A 20,189-nucleotide genomic window follows, 5' to 3' on the forward strand; every position below is an offset into this window, starting at 1 on the left:
GAGGCGGCTTTGAAATGGCTTTGATCGTACAGAAATTTGGAGGCACCTCGGTCGGCACTGTCGAGAGAATCGAGCAGGTCGCCGACAAGGTTAAGAAATTCCGCGATGCCGGCGATGACCTGGTGGTTGTGCTGTCTGCAATGAGCGGCGAAACCAACCGTCTGATCGATCTGGCCAAGCAAATCAGTGGTGAGGCACAACCGGTTCCGCGCGAGCTGGACGTGATCGTGTCCACCGGTGAACAGGTGACGATTGCCCTGTTGGCCATGGCGCTGATCAAACGCGGTGTGCCGGCGGTGTCGTACACCGGTAATCAGGTGCGGATCCTGACTGACAGCGCACACAATAAAGCGCGTATCTTGCAGATTGATGACCAGAAGATTCGCGGTGATCTGAAGGCCGGTCGCGTGGTGGTTGTCGCCGGTTTCCAGGGCGTCGATGAGCACGGCAACATCACCACCCTCGGTCGCGGCGGTTCCGATACCACTGGCGTGGCACTGGCAGCTGCCTTGAAGGCCGATGAATGCCAGATCTACACCGACGTCGACGGTGTCTACACCACCGACCCGCGTGTGGTGCCGGTCGCTCAGCGTCTGGACAAGATCACCTTCGAAGAAATGCTGGAAATGGCCAGCCTTGGTTCCAAGGTACTGCAGATCCGTGCGGTGGAATTCGCCGGCAAGTACAACGTTCCGCTGCGCGTACTGCACAGCTTCAAGGAGGGTCCGGGCACCCTCATTACTATTGATGAAGAGGAAACCATGGAACAGCCGATCATTTCCGGCATCGCTTTCAATCGCGATGAAGCCAAGCTGACCATCCGTGGCGTGCCAGACACCCCGGGTGTGGCGTTCAAGATTCTCGGCCCGATCAGTGCCGCGAACATCGAAGTCGACATGATCGTGCAGAACGTCGCGCACGATAACACCACCGACTTTACCTTCACCGTGCACCGCAACGACTACCAGGCCGCACAGACCGTGCTGGAAAACACCGCTCGCGAGATCGGTGCCCGTGAAGTTGTTGGCGACACCAAGATTGCCAAGGTCTCGATCGTCGGCGTCGGCATGCGTTCCCACGCAGGCGTGGCCAGCCGCATGTTCGAATCCCTGGCGAAAGAAAGCATCAACATCCAGATGATCTCGACTTCGGAAATCAAGGTTTCCGTAGTGATCGAAGAGAAATACCTGGAACTGGCCGTGCGCGCGCTGCACACGGCTTTCGAACTGGATGCTCCGGCCCGTCAGGGCGAGTAATCCGCTTCAGTGAAGGGCGCGGTCTGACCGCGCCCTTTATTTTTGAATGGCGCGAGCCCCGGAACTGTTCTTTTGCTCGCGCTGGTCAATACTCAGGCATGTAGGGCTACGATCGCTGCGGTTGTAGGTCGGGTGCCTTTTTTTTGCAGACTGTTGTCCCTGAAATGAATGGCGTAAGGAGAAAGGTATGCTGATTCTGACTCGTCGGTGCGCGGAAAGCCTGATTATCGGTGACGGCGAAATCACCGTGACCGTGCTCGGCGTCAAAGGAAACCAGGTGCGTATCGGCGTCAACGCTCCGAAAGAGGTTGCGGTGCACCGTGAGGAAATTTACCTGCGTATAAAGAAAGAGAAGGACGAAGAACCAAGCCATTAATTTTTATCGATTTTTATGTTTGCAAACGGGGAAGAAGCTGGTTAATATACGCCCCGTGTTGCGGAGAGCTGGCCGAGTGGCCGAAGGCGCTCCCCTGCTAAGGGAGTACACCTCAAAAGGGTGTCGGGGGTTCGAATCCCCCGTTCTCCGCCATTATTTGCTTAGTACGTCGTAATCTGGCTTTTCCTGTAAGTTGTTGAAATTACTAGAAAAAGTGTTTGACATAGAGATTAGACGGCCTATAATGCGCGGCAACAAATGCACTCGTAGCTCAGCTGGATAGAGTACTCGGCTACGAACCGAGCGGTCACAGGTTCGAATCCTGTCGAGTGCACCATTTAAGAGTTATTTGCTGTAAGGTGAGTAACTCGGTTACAGCCAGTTGTGGTCTGGTTTAAAAACACAAAATGCACTCGTAGCTCAGCTGGATAGAGTACTCGGCTACGAACCGAGCGGTCACAGGTTCGAATCCTGTCGAGTGCACCATATACCAAGAAGCCCGCGTTTAACGCGGGCTTTTTGCTATCCGGGATTTGGCTTTTCCCTTCACGCAGCCCCTTTCATCAAAATCAATTTGAGCACTGCGGCCTCGCTTGAGGTCGTAACGATAGCTCGTGGTCGATGTGCGCGTGTTGATCTTGTCCGGCTTGCCCAGTGCGCTTTCGACGTCCCGCTGGCTCATGCCGGCAATCACCCGCCGGTTGATGATTGCTTCGCGCCGCTGCCTGTTATCGATCTGGTTTCCACATTTGTGTTCGGCGCCGCCGACGATGCCCGGTTCGCGGCCGCGGTCGTTCATGCCTGTCACAGCTTCGTGATTGAACTCCGGCATGATTGCGACCCAGCCGGGAGAATAGGGATGAACCTCCTGAACCGAGAGTTGCTCACCCATTGCGCAGCTCATCGATGTGAAGGTGACGCTGCCGTCAGCGGCTTCGCAACGATGAAGCGTGGCGGCTTTGGATGAGATGACGGGGAGCAGGGCGGTCAATAGAAAAAGCGCGGGTTTTGATGGCATTCGATGTCCTCCGTGACGATCTACGCTGAAGGGTAGTCGCTGCTTTTTGCAATGCCGGTGTGTTTTCTTTTCAAGATGAGTCGTCGCATTTGCACGGATCACGCAAGCGCTCAGGTTTGTTTCGCAAGCGCTTGTTTCAGCCGTGATTTTTTCAACGTTTTAAACCGTCGGGCGTGTATCATTGCGCCCGTCAGCCCCGCCGGGGCTTATGGAATACCTCCATGGACTTACCCAGTAGTTGTTCAGTAAACCGTTTCACCAATCATGAATTGACTGATTGATCCTCCCGGCGTGCCCCGCTGCTGGGAGTGGAGTTCGCCTATGTCCGAAATCGAAGTAAAGAAAACACAGGAAAGCCTGCAGGACCGCCTGGCTCAGGTCGTCGAGTTGCTGCAGCGCCAGCGTGTCGTAGAAGACCTGACTCATCGCCAGGAAGGTCCGCACCACGACCGCGTGGAAAACCTGGTTCACCGGCAAAATCTCGTCGAGCTGCAACGCAAGCTCGATGACCTGCACTCCGCCGACGTCGCCTACATTCTCGAAGCCTTGCCGCTGGACGATCGTCTGACGCTCTGGCAACTGGTCAAGGCCGACCGCGACGGCGACATTCTTCTCGAAGTATCCGATTCCGTCCGTGAAACGCTGATCGCCGACATGGACGATCACGAGCTCCTGGCTGCGGCCAAGGACATGGACGCCGACGAACTCGCTGACCTGGCCTCCGAGCTGCCGCGAGACGTTGTCCATGAGCTGATGGAGAGTCTGGATAACCAGCAGCGCGAACGCGTGCGCTCGGCTCTTTCCTACGACGAGGATCAGGTCGGTGCGCTGATGGACTTCGAGATGGTGACGATCCGTGAGGACGTCAGCCTTGAAGTGGTTCTGCGTTATCTACGTCGCCTCAAAGAGCTTCCTGGTCACACCGACAAACTGTTCGTGGTCGATTACGACGGCGTGCTCAAGGGCGTGTTGCCGATCAAGCGTCTGCTGGTCAACGATCCGGAAAAACAGGTCGCCGAAGTAATGGCCAGCGATCCGGTGAGTTTCCACCCGGATGAAGACGCCTACGACGCTGCTCAGGCATTCGAGCGTTACGACTTGATCTCGGCGCCGGTGGTCGACAAGAACGGCAAACTGATCGGCCGTCTGACCATCGACGAAATGGTCGACCTGATTCGTGAGGAAAGCGAAAGCGAAGTCCTCAACATGGCCGGTCTGCGCGAAGAGGAAGACATCTTCGCCTCGGTGTGGAAATCCCTGCGCAACCGTTGGGCATGGCTGGCGGTGAACCTGATCACTGCATTTGTGGCATCGCGGGTGATCGGTCTGTTTGAGGGCTCGATCGAGAAACTGGTGGCGCTGGCGGCACTCATGCCGATCGTCGCCGGTATCGGCGGCAACTCCGGCAACCAGACCATCACCATGATCGTGCGCGCCATGGCGCTGGATCAGGTCAGCACCGGCAACACCTCGCGATTGATGCGCAAAGAGCTGGCGGTTGGTTTGATCAACGGTCTGGTCTGGGGCGGGGTAATCGGCGTGGTCGCGTACATGCTTTACGGCAGTTGGTCGCTTGGCGTAGTGATGACGGCAGCAATGACGCTCAATCTGTTACTGGCGGCATTGATGGGCGTGTTGATCCCGATGACGCTGGCCAAAATGGGCCGCGATCCGGCGATGGGCGCCAGCGTCATGATCACTGCAATGACCGACAGCGGGGGGTTCTTCATCTTCCTCGGGCTGGCGACAATCTTCCTGCTCTGATCTGTAGTGAATGAAAAGCCCGTCAAATTGACGGGCTTTTTTTGCGCCTGCGAAATCTCGAAAACCGAGGCAAAAAAAAGCCAGCAATCATGCTGGCTTCAATATGTTCGGTATAGCTCAGGACGCGTCTGCGGCCATCTCGGCGTCGTGGGCGATCAGCGACACAAGGGCGTTCTGCTGACGGTGCGACAGCTGACGGAAGCGTTGCAACAGCTCGCGCTCGTGCAGCGACAGCTCCGGGCTGTCCAGGCGCATGCTCAGCTCTTCGCCCAGTGCGCCTTCCTGAATAAGACTCTGCTCAAGGCGCGCAATGATCTCGGAGTTCATGCTGCGATGATGATTGCGAGCCACCTCGGCAATGCGTTCACGCATTCCGTCTGGCAGACGTACGACAAACTTGTCAGCCGTACGGCTGGAATAAATTGCCTGTTTCAATGGGCGCATATATTTAACCGGTTAGTTCAGGGGAGCGGTTCTCGGGATTGGCCGCAGGATGTGTGGTAGGACAAGCATCCGGACCAATTGGTTCAACCTGAATTGTTAAGAGGCCGGCATCATGCCTCAAAATTGCCAGATCATTGGCGTCAATTCTGTGACAAATATTGAGCCGGGTAAAGGCGTAATGCCAGCACCAGTTGTCAGAAATGCGGACTGGTTGGAAAACTTTCCATTCATCCGTATCGCTGCCCGCTTTCGAATGCACATCTGTTGATGTCCGAAGACCTCGGAACGTGCATGCTATGCGGCTCGCTATTCTGAATCCCTATGTGTACAGGATAGTGGCAATTTGCCGATTTACTAGAGGCAGGACCCGTTGGAGGGCGTTTACAGGATGGATGGCAAGCTTTTTTACCTGATGGGGCCGTCCGGTTCGGGCAAGGACAGCCTGATCGAGGCATCGCGTGAGCCATTGCGAGCGTTGAACTGTGAAGTAATGCGCCGGGTGATTACCCGATCAGCGGAGTCCGTTGGCGAAGATGCAATTGGCGTGACGCCTGAAGAGTTCGACCGGCGACAGCGCGCCGGGGCCTTTTCCTTGGCCTGGCAAGCCAACGGCCTGTCTTACGGTATTACCAAAGAAATGGATGAATGGTTGCGAGGCGGGCGGCATGTGCTGGTGAATGGTTCGAGAGCGAACCTGCGCCAGGCGACGGAGGTTTATCCGACCCTTGTGCCGATCCTGTTGACCGTCACAGACGAGGTTCTGCGTGAGCGCTTGCTCAAGCGTGGCCGGGAAACCCCTGAGCAGATCGATGCGAGGCTGGCTCGCAACGCGTTGTTCAAAGACCGAAGATCCAGCGACAGCCCCGTTCACCAGATCGATAATTCTGCCGACCTTGCCATCGCTGTCGCCGCGTTACTGGAATGGGTTCAACTCAACGCAGGACCGGATCGAACTTGATCTTGCGACCGGCGATCAGCGCCAACACAAACAGCACTGCAAATACGCCACAGCCAACCAGAGGCAAGGTGACTTCCGTCTCCTCGAACAGCGCCAGGTGGGTAACGCCACTCAGTAAAGCGAGGATGAGAAATCCTGTCGCCGATTTGGACATGTTCTACTCCTGAAGATATTTCAAAAAACCAGACGTTCGGTGGTCGGCGCCGAGGCTTGCTCAGGCTCGCTGACCATTTGCGTAGAAGCGTCGCTGCGTTCACTCAACACTGCCCACTGCGGCGCTTTCTGCACCTGCAGGTAATGCGGCATGCGCTGCGCTACTGGCTGCTCAATGTCAGCCTTGGGAAAAAAATGTGATCCGAGCAAGAAAGCCAGAGCCGCTGCGTTTGCAAGCAAGAGGGTGCTGTTCATGGCACGACGCTCCAAATTGTTCTTTTTGATAGAACAGGCATAGCAGTCGCCGTGCCAACAGTGTAACGGCTGATAAGTCCTTTAAAAACAAGGGTTTGGTAAGGTTTTTCGGGAAGCGCTGATTGCAATCTGCAATGACTGCATTTTCGCGCAGTGCAATTTGCCCGGTAAAAGTTCCCGCAATCTTTCAGGGCGCTTGCCTACACTTAAAAAGCCCTACGGACGACATGACAAAACAGGGGCTGGCCGTTAACATGCACGCCGTCTGTCGTGCCGCGTCCAGCGCGCGTCAATCAGTGTCTCAGTGTCTCAGTAGCTCAATTGGATAGAGCATCCCCCTCCTAAGGGGAAGGTTGCAGGTTCGAACCCCGCCTGGGACACCACCTCTTCAACACCGAAAAGCCCCGTCGCATCTATCCGTGCGACGGGGCTTTTTGCGTTGGTGTCAGCTGACGAGTTGTCCTGGCGATCCGCCGAATCTGTGCCTTAATTTCCGACTCGCGGGGGAGGAGAGCCATGGTGAGACGTCGGGGTGCCCAGTATTGGTTTTGGAGCAACAGCCGTTTAGCGCTGCACAGCCATGAAGAAGTCTTGAGCGACGGCTTGCAGATCGAAGTGCAGGCGCGGATCAACACAAGCGGCGTGACACAGGTGTTTGTCGGGGTTTACCTGGAGGACGGGCGGGCGCTCAGTGAGGAGTTTCACGATCGTGAAACCTCGCAATCCTGCGAGGTGGCCTTGAAGTGGGGGACCCGGCGCGTGCGGGAGATCTTGCTCGACTACCAGGGGTTCATTTCACCGCACCGCGTTCAGTGCGTCTTGAGTCCGGTGGTCACCGACCCATTGGCGCTGGCCCTGCGCCGGATGGACATGAGCGAAACCGAGCGGCTCAAGCTCAAGGCTGCCGACGCCTGGTCGGAATACCTGGAAGCCAAAGCCGTCGTGCTTGAGTTGATGCGCCGCACGCGCGTCGATCCTGGCCTCTGGGCCGAGAGCAAGGCGCGTTTGCAGCAGGCGATCGATCATCGGGTCTGCGTGCAACGCGCTTATTTGTGCTGAGCGCCGTTACAGCAACTCTGAGCGGCGCAACGCCTCGATGGTTTCAATCAGGTCGTCGTACGCCACCGGTTTGCCCAGATGCTGATCGAACCCGGCTTCACGGGACTTCTGCATGTCGCTCTGAGTGCCATAACCGGTGAGGGCGATCGCCGGGACGTTTTTCACCAGCGGCAGCTTGCGCAGTGCAGCCATCAGTTCGTACCCGCTCATGACCGGCATGCCAAGGTCGGAAATGATCAGATCGAAGCGCGTACCCTCGGCAGCTTTCAGCGCTGCCACGGGATGGTCGAACGCGGTCACTTCGGCATCTTCCATTTCGAGCAGCATTTTCAAGGTCTCCAGCACTTGCGGCGAGTCATCGACCAGCAGAATGCTCAAGCCCACCAGCTTGCCCGATTCCGGTTCTGCCGGCGGCTGCTCGGAGGTTTCCACGGTTTCGGTGGCTAGCGGCAGGCATACGGTGAACGTACATCCGGCGCCCAGCCCTGGTGAGGCAACCCGTACGGTGCCGTGTTGCGCCTCGGTCAGTTGCCGTACCAGCGACAAGCCAATGCCGAGCCCTTCGCGTTGATGATTGGTGTGCTGTTTTTCCGCTTGGCCAAACAGGTCGAACACGTGTTCGAGGTTTTCCGCTGCGATGCCGACGCCGTTGTCCTTGACGTTGAGTTGAGCCATTTGCCCACTCTTGCTGGCAATCAATTCGATGCGTCCGGTCGGTGGGGTGAATTTCAGCGCGTTGTTCACCAGGTTCCAGATGATCTGCTCGACGCGGGTTGGATCGGCATGGATGAACAGCGACTCTTCGGGCAGTTGCAGGTCGATGTGCGTTGCATGCTGTTCATTCAGCACGACCGTGTGGATGTCACGCAGCACAGCGCTCAGGTCGACGCGGGCCAGTTGCAGCTTGAGCTTGCCGGTGCGTACGCGAGCCACGTCGAGCAAGTCGTCGATGATCCGCGCCTGGCTGTTGACCGCATCGCAGATGGTATTGACCGCTTTGGTCGCCGGGCCGGCAGTACGGATCATCGGCAGGCGACGCAGCAGTTCGGCGTTGAGCTGAATCAGATTCAAGGGATGCTTGAGTTCGTGGGACATGACCGCAAAGAATTCGTCGCGCAACGACACCGTGTTGCGTGTCTGGGCCAGTTCCTGGCTTTGCTCGTCCTGCGCGCGTTTATGCCCGGTCAGATCGCGAGCGATTTTCACATAACCCTGCAGGTGATCGCCGCTGAGCAACGTGACTTCGCCGCTGCAGAAAAACCGGCTGCCATCCTTGCGTATGTGCCAGCGCTCGTCCTGAGCGCGTCCGTGCTGACGAGCCGTCGCCAGTTCGTTTTCGGCCATACCGGCGTTGCGGTCTTCACCGGTAAAAATGAAATCGTAAAACTGCCCCTCGGCCTCGCTCTTGGTGTGGCCGAAGATCAGCTCGGCACCCTTGTTCCAACTGGTGATCACGCCCATCTCGTCGAGAATGATGATTGCGTAATCGCGGGTGCTTTCGGCGACCAGGCGCATGCGTTCTTCGCCCAGGCGCAGCTCTTCCTCGGCTTCGCGGCGCTTGCTGATGTCGATGAAGGTCAGCACCGTGCCGTCGATATGGTCTTCGCTGGAGCGATAAGGCAATAGCCGGGCGATGTACCAGCGATTATCGGTGCTGTTAACCTCGCGTTCGATCATATTCAGCGATTCAAATACCTGCGCAGCGTCCTGGGCCATGTCCGGGTAATTCAAGCGATGGGTGATATCCAGCAGCGAACGGCCGGTGTCTACCGGCAGCATGCTGAAGATGTCGGTGGCGCGCGGCGTGAACCATTTGATGCGCATGCTGCGATCGACGAACACCGTAGCAATGTCAGTTGAAGCGATCAGGTTGGTCAGATAATCGTTGATCTTGTCGGTTTCCTCGACTTTGGTCTTCAGCTCGTAATTGACCGTCAACAGCTCTTCATTGATCGACTGCAACTCTTCCTTGCTGGTCTCGAGCTCTTCGGTGGCCGAGCGCAATTCTTCGTTGATCGCCTGCATCTCCTCGTTGGAAGCCTTGAGCTCTTCGCTGGAGATTTCCGACTGTTCGATGGTGTCCTGCAAATGCAATTTGGTGCGTTGCAGCTCACGTTCCAGGTTCGAGAGCACTTGGCTTTCAGTCTGCAGCACCGTGGTCAGCGCCTGCTCGTGCGCGTCGATCTCCGTTTCATCGAAGGTCACCAGCACGCACTCGCTGTCGAAGTCGTCGTCCTTGTACGGCTGCGCAATCAGCGTGATGCGGTACTGGCGCTCCTCGCGCTTGAGCAGCACTTCACGCGAGCACACAGTGAGGTTGCTTTGCTGCACCTGGAACAGTGTCGTGCGAATTTCCAGGCGCAGTTCCGGCAGGATCAGCGTCAGCAAGTTGCGTGACAGCTCGCCGCCGACATGCCGCAGGAAACGCCCGGCGGCTTCGCTCATGTGAAGAATATCGGCATTGGTGTCTACGATGATGCTCGGCGGGGCGAAGCGTTCTATGGCGCGGCGGTGGATATCGGCAAACGACAGCTTGACGGGCTCGATGGCTTTCGATGGCGGTCGGGAAACGCTGGTGCGCATGTAACCGCCACGTGGCATGGTCGGGGTGCGGCGGCTGTTCGGGGTACCGGTCTTGGCGCGGAAGATGCGGTTGCGCTTGTCCACTGGCGCGAACAATTCATGGCAGGCATCGGCGCTTTCAGAGGTGCCGAGAAACAGGAAACCGCCCGGTCGCAGGGCAAAGTGGAACATCTGCAGGATTTCCCGCTGCACCTCGCGATCCAGGTAAATCAGCAGATTGCGGCAAACGATCAGGTCGATCTGCGAGAACGGCGGGTCGGACAACAGGCTGTGCTTGGCGAACAGAACTTTCTCGCGGATTTCCTTGCGAATCCGGTAATGCTCATTGTCCTTGACGAAATAATGTCGCAAGCGGGTTGGCGGTACGTCGGTAACGATGGCTTGCGGGTAGGTGCCGGCGCGGCCGGTGGTGATCGCACGTTCGTCGATATCGGTGGCGAACACTTGCAGGTTGGCCTTGCTGCTTTGTACCTGCATCTGATCGTCGAGCAGGATCGCCAGGCTGTAGGCTTCCTCGCCGGTCGAGCAACCGGCAGACCAGATGCGCAGTTCTTCTTTTTCCGACGAGTCGGCAACCGATTGCACCAGTTGCGGCAGCACATCGCGCTCAATGGCTTCGAAGGCTTCGCGGTCACGGAAGAAGTTGGTCACGCCGATCAGCATGTCGCCGAGCAAGGCCTTGGCTTCTTCCGGGGTATTTTGCAGGTAGTTGTAGTAAGCGCTGAGGTCAGACTGGCTGGTGACCTGCATGCGCCGCTCGATGCGGCGCAGCACGGTGGCGCGCTTGTAGTGTTTGAAATCGTGACCGGTGCTGCTGCGCAGGTACAACAGGATTTCATGCAGGCGTTGTTCGGCGATCGACGCCTCGTGTTCGTTTGCAGGCTTCAAGGCTTTCAAGTCGGGATCATTGGCGCTGGGTAATTTGATGTTCTGGGAGTTGCGCCAGAGCTCCATCAGTTTCTGCGGCATCTCGACCACTGGCAGCACCAGATCGACCATGCGCGTCTCGATGGCGGCGCGCGGCATGCCGTCGAACTCGGCGTCTTCCGGCACTTGCACCAGCGTCACGCCGCCCTGTTCCTTGATTCGCGACAAACCCACCGCACCATCGGAACCGGTGCCTGACAACACCACGCAGAACGCCCGCTCACGGTGCACATCGGCCAGATCGCGAAAGAACAGGTCGATGGCCGTGTGGCGCGCCTGCGGCGAACCGGCCGTGCTGACCCGCAGATAACCGTCGTTCAGCGACAGCGAATGCGCTGGCGAGATCACGTACACACAGTTCTTTTCGATCGGCACCGGCTGCGTCACTTGCAGCACCGGCATGCGCGTCGATTCCTGAATGATCTGGTCGGCGATGCTTTGGTGATCGGGCGACAGATGCAGAATGATCACGAACGCCATGCCACTGTCCTTCGGCATATGCTCGAAAAACAGCTTGATCGCTTGCAGGCCGCCCGCCGAGGCGCCGATGCCCACCACCGGGAAATTCAGGTGGCTGGGGGTCACATCCTTGCGCTCGGGCGCAGAGGGCGAGGCAGGGGTTTTCGAGGTCATCACTTCGGCCTTTTTTTGTGGCGGTACAAGCGTATCGCGGACGTCCGGGGGCGCAGGTAATTGTGCAGAATAAACCTCATTTGCGGATCTGCCTGCATTTTTGAAGGACAAATGTGCTGTCTGTGTCTTTGACCTCCGGCGATTGGCAACCGTGCCGATTATTTTGCCGGTGTGATGATCGGTGGTCAGTCGTCGTTGATTTCGACTTTGCCAAGGCTCCCGCTGACCTCGGTAACATGCCGGCGGCCGTAGACTTCGTAGCTAGTCCCGCTGGCCTCGACGCCCGGCTTGCGCACGGCCAGTTGGGCGAATAACCCAGCCTTTTCGCTGTAGCTGCCGAACCAGTTGACCAGCGCCCCGATGTAGCATTCGCCGCCAATCATCACCGGCAGGTCGGTGATCTTTTCGATGGCATAGTACGTTGGGCCGTAGCTGTAGTAATCGTCGTCTCCGGTACCCGTGGGAGGAATTGGGCAAAGGGGCGAGTTATTGGTTGAGTCGGGGGCGGCTTTCATCGCTTGAGTGATGGCGTGGTCGAGTGCCGCGTGCAAATCCGCTTCGAGCTCATACGTGCTGGTGTCGTCTTCTTTATGTTGCGTGGTTGGCACTTGCAGGGAGTAAGCGTAACGCACGGACACCGTCGGTACCTGACGGTTGATCTTCAGCGGATTGAGCAGGTACAGATTATCGACACCATAGGCGCTGTTTCGATAGGCGGCATAAATTCTGTCGTGAAGCCTGATCCAGCTGACTGCCTGATTGGCGCCACGGTCGTTGGTGTAGAACAGCGAACTTTCCGGCTCGACCGATCTTTTGACAAACCGCTCGCCCGTTCGGTGCCAGGTTTCCACGTAGGTGAACAGGCCAGTGCCGCCTGCGTATGTGTCGACGATAAGGTCGCGTTGGCCATCATCGTCCAGATCCAGCAGTGCGTAGGAAGTCCGTCCGGTCTCGGCGGCGCCTTCAATGCGTGAGGCGTTCAATGCTTTCCATTCGTCCTCGCTCACGCCTTTGGGGCGCGACTTGGGGAAAGTGGTTTGCTCGCCGTAACTGTCGTCGACTGGATCGCCTGCGAACGATGTCTCGGATGCATCGAAAGCCCGCGCGGCCAAGGCATGTTCCAGCGCAAACTCCGGATGGCTTTTGTTCTCGGCACGAATGCTGTCCTGCAGATCGTTCATCGCCTGAAGGTCCACGGCGTCCGGCTGCCACATTGCGGCTTGCGTCCATTGTGCCTGCAACGCGTGCAGGCGCTGGCGGTAGCTGCCATCCAGGCAAGCGACATCGTCTGCGCAGGTGTTGCGGCTTTTCAGCCAGGCGCGCTGGGTGCGCTTGAGTTCAGGTTGCGCCGCTGCGGCAGCTGTCATCAGTTGGCGATAAAGCGTGCCCATCTGGGCGTCCAGCTCATACAGCGTTTTGTTCGCACAAATCGTGTTTTCCACGTCGTTCGCCGCTTTGGTGCAGTCCATTGCCGCCGCACTCATTGGCTGGATAAACAGCAGCAAAAAGGCCGACAGGATGTAGCGTCCCTTGATGTACACGATTCAGTCCTTATGGAAATCCTTGAGCAGGCGCGCAGAGTAATACTCGAAGCAACATTCTTGAAGCACCACCCTCAGGCCCCGGCACTTTTGGCCGATAACCCGAACGGTGAGTTCAGACTCCAGCGAAATCGCTTGATGGCGCATGGCCTCCAGCTATCATCTGCGCGCCTGAAATCGCCTCGGTTCGTTTTCTTCAATTGCCTGGAAATCCTCGATGTCGTCGTATCACCAAAAAAGCTTTCTGATCGTCGATGATTTTTCCGATTTCCGCAGTTCCGTGCGTTCGATGTTGCGTGAGCTCGGCGTCAAGGATGTCGATACTGCCGACACTGGCGAGCAGGCGCTGAAGATGTGCTCGCAGAAGTCCTACGATTTCATTCTTCAGGACTTCCACCTCGGCGACGGCAAGAAGAACGGCCAGCAGGTGCTCGAAGACCTGATGTCGGAAAAGCTCATCAGCCACGAAGCCGTTTTCGTCATGGTCACCGCCGAAACCAGTCAGGCGATGGTGCTCAGTGCGCTGGAGCATGAGCCGGATGCGTACCTGACCAAGCCGTTCAACCGTTCCGGACTGGCCCAGCGCCTTGAGCGTCTGGAACAACGCAAGACGTTGCTCAAACCGATTCTGCAAGCCCTTGATCGCGGTAAGCCGGTCGAGGTGCTCAATGCCTGTATTGCCCTGTGCAAACAGGACATCCGCTATTCGCCGCTGTGCCTGCGTTACCGCGCCGACGCCCTGCGCGACATGAACCAGAACGAAGCGCTGGAGCGACTCTACGACGGCATCATTGCCGACCGCCCATTGCCATGGGCCTTCGCTGGATTGGGCAAGTTGCTGTTCAAACGCGGGCAGGTCTCGCAGGCCAAAGAAGTTTATGAAAAAGCCCTGAAAGTCTTCCCGATGATGCCGGCGCTGTATGACGGCATGGCTGATGTGCTGGTGGCCGAAGGCGACAGCAAAGGCGCGCAGCGAGTGCTGGAAGAAGCGATTCGCCTGTCGCCGCTGGCGGTGCGTCGTCAGGCCTTGCTCGGCAAACTGGCGATGGCCAACGAAGATTTCGAAACCGCCTCGCGTGCTTATCGCCAGGCAGTGGCGCAGGGCGCGCAGTCGCGTTTCAAGGACCCGGAGAGCAACCTCGGCCTGGCGCACGCGCTGATCAGCAAGGGCAGCGATCGCGGTCTCGACACGCGCACGCGGCTGGAGATCAACACCACACTCAGCGCCGTAGCCAAAGAGAACCCGAGCGATCCAGGCCTGCAGATTCGCGCGCGGTTGATGAAAGCTACCAGCCTGTTGCTCAACGACGCCGAAACCGCCGATAAGCTCACCGAACAAGCACTGATGCGCCTCGATGGCATGGAACAATTCATGAGCCCCGAGGCGGCGCTGTTGGTGGCCAAGCAGTTGCAAATGCTCGGTCAGGCCGAGGCGGGCACTTCGATGCTCAAGAGCTGCGCGGAGATCTACGGTGATGATCCGGCGGTGATGAAAGACATTGCCAAGCTCACTGACGATCCGACCATTCTCAGCTCGAGCAACGCTGCGGCCGATCTCAACCGTCAGGGCGTGCGTGTGTACAAGACCGGCAATCTGGTCGAGGCCCGCGAGGTGTTCCGCAAGGCGCTCAAGCTGCAACCGAAAAACATCAGTATTGCGCTGAACCTGGCCCAGTCGCTGTTGCATGGCACCGACACCAGTGTGCCGTCGGCGGAGCTGGAAGAATGTCGGGCCTGCCTGAAACTGGTGGGCCTGATGCCCGACACCGACGCGCGGTTTGCGCGTTATCAGAAGCTGAAAAGCAAGGCGTTTGGCGAATGAACCCAATTGATCCGGCGCTGGATTTTTCCACGGTGATTGCCTCCACCGTTCACGACATGAAGAACTCCCTGGCCATGCTGATGCAGGCGCACAGCCAGTGGCTGGCGCGTTTGCCGAAAGAGCTGCGCGACGGCTCGGAGCAGGGCGTGATCGACTTCGAGTTCGCCCACCTCAACGGCATGCTGGTGCAGTTACTCGGGCTGTACAAACTCGGCGTCAATCAGTTGCCGCTGCAGCCGGCGTATCACGAACTCGACGATTTCATCGAGGCGCAACTGGCCGCGCATCAGGAAGTGTTTGCCAGTCGCGGCATCATCGCCACTTATGAAGTCGATCCGTTGAGCCCGCTGGGTTTCTTCGATCGCGAGCTGATCGCTTCGGTGCTCGGCAACTGCATCAACAATGCGATCCGTTACGCCCGCGAGTCGCTGCTGATCACCGTCAGCGACGAAGCCGGGCAACTGGTGCTGAGCATCAATGACGATGGCGACGGCTATCCGGCGCAGATGCTCGAGCGTCAGGCCGATTATGTCCAGGGCATCAATCACAGCAGCGGCAGCACTGGGCTGGGACTGTATTTCGCCAATCGCATCGCCGCGCTGCACCAGCGCAACGGTGTGGAAGGGCGCACCGAAATCAGCAACGGCGGGCCGTTGGGTGGTGGGGTGTTCAGCCTCTATCTGCCATGACAGGCTTTTTGTTTGACGCTGCTTGATATTCCGAACAGCCGCAGCCTATTTTGTCCGGGTCGCCGTTCGCGGCTCGCACAACAACAAGGATTGCGTCATGACAACCGATGGCCAGGGTTCACTCGCGCAGCGATTGACCGGCATTGATGAGATTGAATGTGTCACCCCGGATCTGAACGGGGTGCCACGGGGCAAGGTGATGACCGCCGAGGGTTTCCTTGAGGGGCGGCGTTTGCAGTTGGCGCGGGGTGTGCTGCTGCAATGCATCATGGGCGGCTATCCGCCGGCGCGGTTTTACGGCAGTGACGACGGCGATCTGGCGCTGGTCGCCGATCCTGCGCAGATTCATCGTTTGCCGTGGAGCGACGAGCCGCGCGCCATGGCGATTTGCGACGCCGACGAACTGAGCGGGGAGAGCTCCAGCCTCTCGACCCGTGGCCAGCTCAAAGCGGTCATCGCCCGTTATGCCGCGCACGGTCTGGCGCCGGTGGTGGCGACCGAACTGGAATTTTTTGTCTTCGCACCCAATACCGATCCGACTCAGCCGTTCCGTCCGCCGGTAGGCCTCGACGGTCGCCGCGAGGATGGCCAGTCAGCGTTCAGCGTCAGTTCCAACAACGGTCTGCGGCCGTTCTTCAGCGAAGTGTATAAATACATGGCCGCCCTTGGCCTGTCGCGTGACACCTTCATGCATGAAATGGGCGTCAGCCAGTTCGAGATCAATCTGCTGCACGGCGATCCGCTGCTGCTGGCCGATCAGACGTTTCTGTTCAAGCACCTGCTCAAGGAAGTCGCGCTCAAGCATGGCCTGAGCGTGGTGTGCATGGCCAAACCGCTGGCGCATACGCCGGGCAGCTCGATGCATATTCACCAGAGCATCGTTGAGATCGGCAGCGGCAAGAATGTCTTTACCGACTCGAACGGTGAGCCGACAGCGATGTTCCGCCACTTCATCGGCGGGCAGCAGGCAGGGTTGGCCGACTTCACCGCGCTGTTCGCGCCCAATGTGAATTCCTATCAGCGCCTGTGTCATCCGTACGCGTCGCCGAACAACGCCTGTTGGTCCCATGACAATCGCGCCGCCGGCTTGCGTATTCCCGCCAGCTCGCCGGTCGCCCGTCGGGTCGAAAACCGTTTGCCGGGCGCCGATGCCAATCCGTATCTGGCCATCGCCGCCAGTCTGGCCGCGGGTTTGCACGGCATCGAACAAGAGCTGGAACCGAGCGCGGCGATCCAGGGTGAATTCGCCGTGCCGGATAGTCTGGCCTTGCCGTGTACCTTGCACGCCGCGCTTGAGCGTCTGAAACGTAGCCAGTTGGCGAGGGAACTGTTCGGGTCGGAGTTCATCGAAGGCTACATCGCTTCGAAGACCATGGAGTTGACCAGCTTCTTTGATGAAATCACCCCCTGGGAGCGCCGTGTACTGGCCGCCCAGGCCTGACGTATCGCTGCTGCCGGGCAGTCGTTCTGACCGCCCGGTATTTACTGCAAGGAGCCGCTCGGAACGCCGATGCGCCAAATCTGGAAATCCTTTCGAGCACTGTATTTCGCCTCGCTGATGATGTTGATCGGCTCAGGCCTTCTTTCTACTTATCTGGCTTTGCGACTGGCCGCCGACAACGTCGACGGTCTGTGGGTCGGTGCGCTGATGGCGGCCAACTATTTCGGTCTGGTGCTGGGCGGCAAGATCGGCCATCGCCTGATTGCCCGGGTCGGGCATATCCGTGCCTACTCGGCGTGTGCCGGGATCGTCGGCGCGGCGGTGCTCGGCCATGGGCTGGTGGACTGGCTGCCGGCGTGGCTGGTGCTGCGGACAATCGTTGGTCTGGGCATGATGTGCCAGTACATGGTGATCGAGAGCTGGCTCAATGAGCAGGCCGACGCCAATCAGCGCGGGCTGGTATTCAGTGGCTACATGATCGCCTCGTATCTGGGCCTGGTACTGGGCCAGCTGATTCTGGTCATGCACCCCGGCCTCGGGCTGGAACTGCTGATGCTGGTGGCGCTGTGCTTTGCTCTGTGTCTGGTGCCGGTAACGCTGACCCGACGGATTCACCCGGCGCCCCTGCACCCGGCGCCGATGGAGCCGCGCTTCTTTATCAAGCGCGTGCCGCAATCGCTGAGCACGGTGCTCGGCGCCGGTCTGATCATCGGTTCGTTTTATGGTCTGGCGCCGCTGTATGCCTCGCAGCAGGGGCTGTCAACCGAGCAGGTCGGTCTGTTCATGGGTAGCTGCATTTTTGCCGGTTTGCTGGTGCAGTGGCCGTTGGGCTGGTTGTCCGACCGTTATGACCGTGCGCTGCTGATTCGCTGCTTTGCCGGGTTTCTGGCGGTGGCGGCGTTGCCATTGGCGATCATGCCGCAGGTACCGCTTGAGGTGCTGTTCGTCGTCGGCTTCTTCTGTTCGCTGGTGCAGTTCTGCCTGTATCCGCTGGCGGTGGCGTTCTCCAATGACCACGTCGAAGGCGATCGCCGGGTGTCGCTGACCGCCATGCTGCTGGTGACTTACGGCGTTGGCGCAAGCATCGGGCCGCTGTTGGCGGGCGTGCTGATGAAGTTTCTCGGCAGTCAGAGCCTGTATGCGTTCTTCAGCTTCTTCGCGCTGGTGCTGGTCTGGCGGATCCGTCCGAAAGCAGTGACCAACCTGCACCAGGTCGACGACGCACCGCTGCATCACGTGGCGATGCCGGACAGCATGTCGAGCTCGCCGCTGGTGGCAGCGCTTGACCCGCGTGTCGATGAGCAGGTGGTGCAGGAGCAGATGGTGCAGGACCCGGCGCCGGTCACTCCTGAGCCTGAGCCCGAAGCGCAGCCGGAAGCAGTCGTTGAAACCGTACCGGACAGCGGCAATGACGATAAGCCTGCGCCGGATATCAGCGGTGGCAGGCCCTGAACCGAAGATAAACATCCGCGCATAAAAAAGGGCAGACCCGCACAGGACTGCCCTTTTTATTGATCGCTACGACTCAGAGATCGTCTTTGTCGAAACGTCGTGCTTCACGCTGCAGCTGGTAAACAAACCGCTCGACGTTGCGCGCAGCCTGGCCACTGATGTTGTGAAAGCGCAGGCCGGCGAAGGTGATGTTGAGTTTTTCTTCGAAGTGCAGGTAGCGCAGTTCGACTGATGTTGGCTGATTGCCGAACAGCGGCGGGGCGATCAGGCGGTCATAGACCTGGCCCAGTTGCAGGCGATCAGTGATGTCGCCTTCGAAGCGGAATTTGCAGCCAGTGGCGGAGATATCCAGCAGCTTGCCGTGCAACGGCGTCTTGAGCTTTTCGCCGCCCAGTTCAACGCTGACCAGATCGGTGAGTTTCAACGCAGCGCGGAAGGCGTTGCGGCGCTGGTGATAGACCACTTCGCTCGGCAGCTCGCCGGTATAGAAGCGGTCGCCGTCGGATTCTTCGATGTTCAGCGTGCCGTTGCATTCCCAGGCGATGCGCACGCCGTCATGAAAGCCTTCGACCTTGAACGGTTCGCCCGCCTGCAGAAAGCGCTCGCCATCGCGTGGGATCATTTCGTCCAGCGCGATCGTTGCGGTTTCGCGGTCGACCTTGATCAGGTAACTCTGAAAGCGCTGGCTGCGTTCATGGAAAGTGATGATCAGCGGATCGTGGCTGTCTTGCAGCTGGCGCAGGTTGCTGGAGATTTCCAGTGGCGTGGTGAGCACCTTCGGAGGCTGCGGAGCATCATCCGCGCTTAGGGTGTTGGACACGGTTCTTCAATCTCCAGACAAAATAAGACTACGGCCGGCCAGTATTTTGCCAGCATCTTGCGCAGGTGGATAGGGCAGGGCCAGCGATTGGCTCATGCCTGGCTGAGCGTTCGCGGTTTGACCGGTTTGGCAAAAGTCCCGCTGGCGTCGTACAGCGCTGGCGGCTCACCGCCGGTGAGGATCTTCAGCTGGTTGGCCGTAGTCGCCTGCTGGATCTGGATCGACTGACCGTTCTTGACGTTGGCCGCCTGGCATTGGGCGATCAGCGCGGTCAGGGCGTCGCCCTGGGCCAGCAACTGGTCGCCAATGCTCGACTGGCTGGCCAGTTGCTCAAGACCTGTGCGATCGGTCGGCAGGTTGAGGCTGGCGAGGATTTCGCTGCGCTTGCGGCCATGCTGCTCGAGCAGAATGATCAACGCTTGCTTGGTCGCCAGAATTTCTTCCAGCAACGGCATGTCGCGACCATGCAAAGCGAGGGATTCGGTTTGCAATAACTCCAGCAATTGTTGCGCTGGAGCAAAGTCGTCGTTGATCAGTTGCAATAAGTTAGTGTCGTGCATGGCTGGCCTTGGGGTTTAAGCGTCCAAAAGCCTGGCGCCGGCAAAAGCCTAGCGCTGGGCTTCGAAGTTGAGCAGTTTGCTGGCTACACGGTTGCTGTCGACTTTATAGCTGCCATCGGCAATCGCGGCTTTCAACTCGGCCACACGGGCTTTGTCGACAGCAGGCTGATCGCGCAGCTTGTCAGTGACCTTCTGCAACTGTTGAGCCTCATTGCTGAGGTGTACCGATTCCCCGCTTTTGGCGGCACTGGCCGGTTCGGCCTGGGTATTCAGCGGCGCGGAGGGGCTGTTTTCAGCGCTTTCCCTGGCGTTGCTGGTACGTGTATTGCCGGTAAGTGACGAGGAACTGTTCAATCGGTTGAAATCGATAACCATGATAAAAAACCTCTGGGAATTTGGACGCTTGCCATGTTTTCGGCTATCCCCTGAAAAACTTTA

The 20,189-nt window shown here is 58.4% G+C and carries 18 protein-coding genes and 4 tRNA genes; 13 read left to right on the forward strand and 9 right to left on the reverse strand.

Going from position 1 to position 20,189, the window contains the following annotated elements; all coding sequences use genetic code 11:
- The first annotated feature begins 14 nt into the window (after nucleotides 1–14).
- From ACMYUN_RS21935 to ACMYUN_RS21955, 5 genes are all read left to right on the forward strand, one after another.
- Complete coding sequence (locus tag ACMYUN_RS21935) at nucleotides 15–1,256, forward strand: aspartate kinase (RefSeq protein ID WP_016773595.1); 1,242 nt, start codon at nucleotides 15–17, stop codon at nucleotides 1,254–1,256.
- Nucleotides 1,257–1,443: 187 nt separating this feature from the next.
- Entirely contained in the window at nucleotides 1,444–1,632 is a 189-nt protein-coding gene (gene csrA, locus ACMYUN_RS21940; protein WP_002554426.1) for a carbon storage regulator CsrA, read from the forward strand.
- Between the two features lie 62 nt (nucleotides 1,633–1,694).
- Nucleotides 1,695–1,785, forward strand: a tRNA-Ser gene (locus ACMYUN_RS21945).
- A 107-nt stretch (nucleotides 1,786–1,892) separates the two neighbouring features.
- Nucleotides 1,893–1,969, forward strand: a tRNA-Arg gene (locus ACMYUN_RS21950).
- Between the two features lie 72 nt (nucleotides 1,970–2,041).
- Nucleotides 2,042–2,118, forward strand: a tRNA-Arg gene (locus ACMYUN_RS21955).
- 19 nt (nucleotides 2,119–2,137) lie between these two features.
- Here ACMYUN_RS21955 and ACMYUN_RS21960 read toward each other — a convergent pair.
- Nucleotides 2,138–2,650, reverse strand: coding sequence for a cell envelope protein SmpA (locus ACMYUN_RS21960; RefSeq protein WP_415761762.1), 513 nt, complete (start codon nucleotides 2,648–2,650; stop codon nucleotides 2,138–2,140).
- Nucleotides 2,651–2,971: 321 nt separating this feature from the next.
- On the opposite strand from ACMYUN_RS21960, the gene mgtE reads away from it, so the two are divergent.
- Complete coding sequence (gene mgtE / locus ACMYUN_RS21965; RefSeq protein ID WP_016773597.1) at nucleotides 2,972–4,414, forward strand: magnesium transporter; 1,443 nt, start codon at nucleotides 2,972–2,974, stop codon at nucleotides 4,412–4,414.
- Between the two features lie 117 nt (nucleotides 4,415–4,531).
- Here mgtE and ACMYUN_RS21970 read toward each other — a convergent pair whose 3' ends face one another.
- On the reverse strand, nucleotides 4,532–4,858 hold the full coding sequence (locus ACMYUN_RS21970; protein WP_003178899.1) for an Arc family DNA-binding protein: 327 nt from the start codon (nucleotides 4,856–4,858) through the stop codon (nucleotides 4,532–4,534).
- A gap of 388 nt (nucleotides 4,859–5,246) precedes the next feature.
- Here ACMYUN_RS21970 and phnN point away from each other — a divergent pair, with 388 nt between their 5' ends.
- On the forward strand, nucleotides 5,247–5,816 hold the full coding sequence (gene phnN, locus ACMYUN_RS21975) for a phosphonate metabolism protein/1,5-bisphosphokinase (PRPP-forming) PhnN (RefSeq protein WP_415761763.1): 570 nt from the start codon (nucleotides 5,247–5,249) through the stop codon (nucleotides 5,814–5,816).
- Here phnN and ACMYUN_RS21980 read toward each other — a convergent pair.
- Together ACMYUN_RS21980 and ACMYUN_RS21985 are read right to left on the reverse strand one after the other, a co-directional pair.
- The gene (locus tag ACMYUN_RS21980) at nucleotides 5,791–5,970 is read right to left on the reverse strand and encodes a PA3371 family protein (protein ID WP_016773599.1); all 180 of its coding nucleotides are present in this window, start codon (nucleotides 5,968–5,970) and stop codon (nucleotides 5,791–5,793) included. The two genes, phnN and ACMYUN_RS21980, sit on opposite strands and share 26 nt — an antisense overlap.
- A gap of 20 nt (nucleotides 5,971–5,990) precedes the next feature.
- Nucleotides 5,991–6,224 (reverse strand): hypothetical protein, encoded by a 234-nt coding sequence (locus ACMYUN_RS21985; RefSeq protein ID WP_415761764.1) that lies wholly within the window; start codon nucleotides 6,222–6,224, stop codon nucleotides 5,991–5,993.
- Nucleotides 6,225–6,530: 306 nt separating this feature from the next.
- On the opposite strand from ACMYUN_RS21985, the gene ACMYUN_RS21990 reads away from it, so the two are divergent.
- Together ACMYUN_RS21990 and ACMYUN_RS21995 are read left to right on the forward strand one after the other, a co-directional pair.
- Nucleotides 6,531–6,607, forward strand: a tRNA-Arg gene (locus tag ACMYUN_RS21990).
- 136 nt (nucleotides 6,608–6,743) lie between these two features.
- A complete protein-coding gene (locus ACMYUN_RS21995) occupies nucleotides 6,744–7,283 on the forward strand; it encodes a hypothetical protein (protein WP_415763993.1) in 540 nt (179 codons plus the stop codon).
- 6 nt (nucleotides 7,284–7,289) lie between these two features.
- On the opposite strand, the gene ACMYUN_RS22000 is transcribed toward ACMYUN_RS21995, so the two are convergent.
- Both ACMYUN_RS22000 and ACMYUN_RS22005 read right to left on the reverse strand, forming a co-directional pair.
- Nucleotides 7,290–11,426: a CheR family methyltransferase gene (locus ACMYUN_RS22000; protein WP_415761765.1), complete on the reverse strand. Its 4,137-nt coding sequence runs from the start codon at nucleotides 11,424–11,426 to the stop codon at nucleotides 7,290–7,292.
- Between the two features lie 185 nt (nucleotides 11,427–11,611).
- Nucleotides 11,612–12,967, reverse strand: a complete 1,356-nt coding sequence (locus ACMYUN_RS22005; RefSeq protein ID WP_415761766.1) for a lysozyme inhibitor LprI family protein — start codon at nucleotides 12,965–12,967, stop codon at nucleotides 11,612–11,614.
- Between the two features lie 217 nt (nucleotides 12,968–13,184).
- Between ACMYUN_RS22005 and ACMYUN_RS22010 the strand changes: the two genes are divergently transcribed.
- The 4 genes from ACMYUN_RS22010 to ACMYUN_RS22025 all read left to right on the forward strand — a co-directional run bounded on the left by ACMYUN_RS22010 (nucleotide 13,185) and on the right by ACMYUN_RS22025 (nucleotide 18,371).
- On the forward strand, nucleotides 13,185–14,789 hold the full coding sequence (locus ACMYUN_RS22010) for a tetratricopeptide repeat-containing response regulator (protein WP_016773603.1): 1,605 nt from the start codon (nucleotides 13,185–13,187) through the stop codon (nucleotides 14,787–14,789).
- Nucleotides 14,786–15,478 carry a sensor histidine kinase gene (locus ACMYUN_RS22015; RefSeq protein WP_039757863.1) on the forward strand — a complete coding sequence of 231 codons (693 nt, stop codon included), beginning with the start codon at nucleotides 14,786–14,788 and terminating at the stop codon, nucleotides 15,476–15,478. Before ACMYUN_RS22010 ends, ACMYUN_RS22015 begins: the two co-directional genes overlap by 4 nt.
- Before the next feature lie 199 nt (nucleotides 15,479–15,677).
- Nucleotides 15,678–16,919, forward strand: a complete 1,242-nt coding sequence (locus tag ACMYUN_RS22020) for a glutamine synthetase family protein (RefSeq protein ID WP_415763994.1) — start codon at nucleotides 15,678–15,680, stop codon at nucleotides 16,917–16,919.
- Nucleotides 16,920–16,988: 69 nt separating this feature from the next.
- Nucleotides 16,989–18,371 (forward strand): MFS transporter, encoded by a 1,383-nt coding sequence (locus tag ACMYUN_RS22025; protein ID WP_310405432.1) that lies wholly within the window; start codon nucleotides 16,989–16,991, stop codon nucleotides 18,369–18,371.
- 73 nt (nucleotides 18,372–18,444) lie between these two features.
- Here the strand turns inward: ACMYUN_RS22025 and ACMYUN_RS22030 are convergent, their stop codons facing one another.
- The 3 genes from ACMYUN_RS22030 to flgM form a co-directional block, all read right to left on the reverse strand.
- Nucleotides 18,445–19,191 (reverse strand): flagellar brake protein, encoded by a 747-nt coding sequence (locus ACMYUN_RS22030; protein ID WP_039757860.1) that lies wholly within the window; start codon nucleotides 19,189–19,191, stop codon nucleotides 18,445–18,447.
- Nucleotides 19,192–19,283: 92 nt separating this feature from the next.
- On the reverse strand, nucleotides 19,284–19,751 hold the full coding sequence (locus tag ACMYUN_RS22035; protein ID WP_039757859.1) for a flagella synthesis protein FlgN: 468 nt from the start codon (nucleotides 19,749–19,751) through the stop codon (nucleotides 19,284–19,286).
- Between the two features lie 48 nt (nucleotides 19,752–19,799).
- The gene (gene flgM, locus ACMYUN_RS22040) at nucleotides 19,800–20,126 is read right to left on the reverse strand and encodes a flagellar biosynthesis anti-sigma factor FlgM (RefSeq protein ID WP_039757858.1); all 327 of its coding nucleotides are present in this window, start codon (nucleotides 20,124–20,126) and stop codon (nucleotides 19,800–19,802) included.
- Nucleotides 20,127–20,189: the final 63 nt, after the last annotated feature.

Source organism: Pseudomonas sp. CP4, from assembly GCF_047758505.1.
Classification (GTDB): Bacteria; Pseudomonadota; Gammaproteobacteria; order Pseudomonadales; family Pseudomonadaceae; genus Aquipseudomonas; species Aquipseudomonas fluorescens_AO.

Coding starts and splice junctions, on each gene's coding strand:
- ACMYUN_RS21935 (WP_016773595.1), top strand. CDS start 15: ATGGCTTTGATCGTACAGAAATTTGGAGGCACCTCGGTCGGCACTGTC.
- csrA (WP_002554426.1), top strand. CDS start 1,444: ATGCTGATTCTGACTCGTCGGTGCGCGGAAAGCCTGATTATCGGTGAC.
- ACMYUN_RS21960 (WP_415761762.1), bottom strand. CDS start 2,650: ATGCCATCAAAACCCGCGCTTTTTCTATTGACCGCCCTGCTCCCCGTC.
- mgtE (WP_016773597.1), top strand. CDS start 2,972: ATGTCCGAAATCGAAGTAAAGAAAACACAGGAAAGCCTGCAGGACCGC.
- ACMYUN_RS21970 (WP_003178899.1), bottom strand. CDS start 4,858: ATGCGCCCATTGAAACAGGCAATTTATTCCAGCCGTACGGCTGACAAG.
- phnN (WP_415761763.1), top strand. CDS start 5,247: ATGGATGGCAAGCTTTTTTACCTGATGGGGCCGTCCGGTTCGGGCAAG.
- ACMYUN_RS21980 (WP_016773599.1), bottom strand. CDS start 5,970: ATGTCCAAATCGGCGACAGGATTTCTCATCCTCGCTTTACTGAGTGGC.
- ACMYUN_RS21985 (WP_415761764.1), bottom strand. CDS start 6,224: ATGAACAGCACCCTCTTGCTTGCAAACGCAGCGGCTCTGGCTTTCTTG.
- ACMYUN_RS22000 (WP_415761765.1), bottom strand. CDS start 11,426: ATGACCTCGAAAACCCCTGCCTCGCCCTCTGCGCCCGAGCGCAAGGAT.
- ACMYUN_RS22010 (WP_016773603.1), top strand. CDS start 13,185: ATGTCGTCGTATCACCAAAAAAGCTTTCTGATCGTCGATGATTTTTCC.
- ACMYUN_RS22015 (WP_039757863.1), top strand. CDS start 14,786: ATGAACCCAATTGATCCGGCGCTGGATTTTTCCACGGTGATTGCCTCC.
- ACMYUN_RS22020 (WP_415763994.1), top strand. CDS start 15,678: ATGACCGCCGAGGGTTTCCTTGAGGGGCGGCGTTTGCAGTTGGCGCGG.
- ACMYUN_RS22025 (WP_310405432.1), top strand. CDS start 16,989: ATGCGCCAAATCTGGAAATCCTTTCGAGCACTGTATTTCGCCTCGCTG.
- ACMYUN_RS22035 (WP_039757859.1), bottom strand. CDS start 19,751: ATGCACGACACTAACTTATTGCAACTGATCAACGACGACTTTGCTCCA.
- flgM (WP_039757858.1), bottom strand. CDS start 20,126: ATGGTTATCGATTTCAACCGATTGAACAGTTCCTCGTCACTTACCGGC.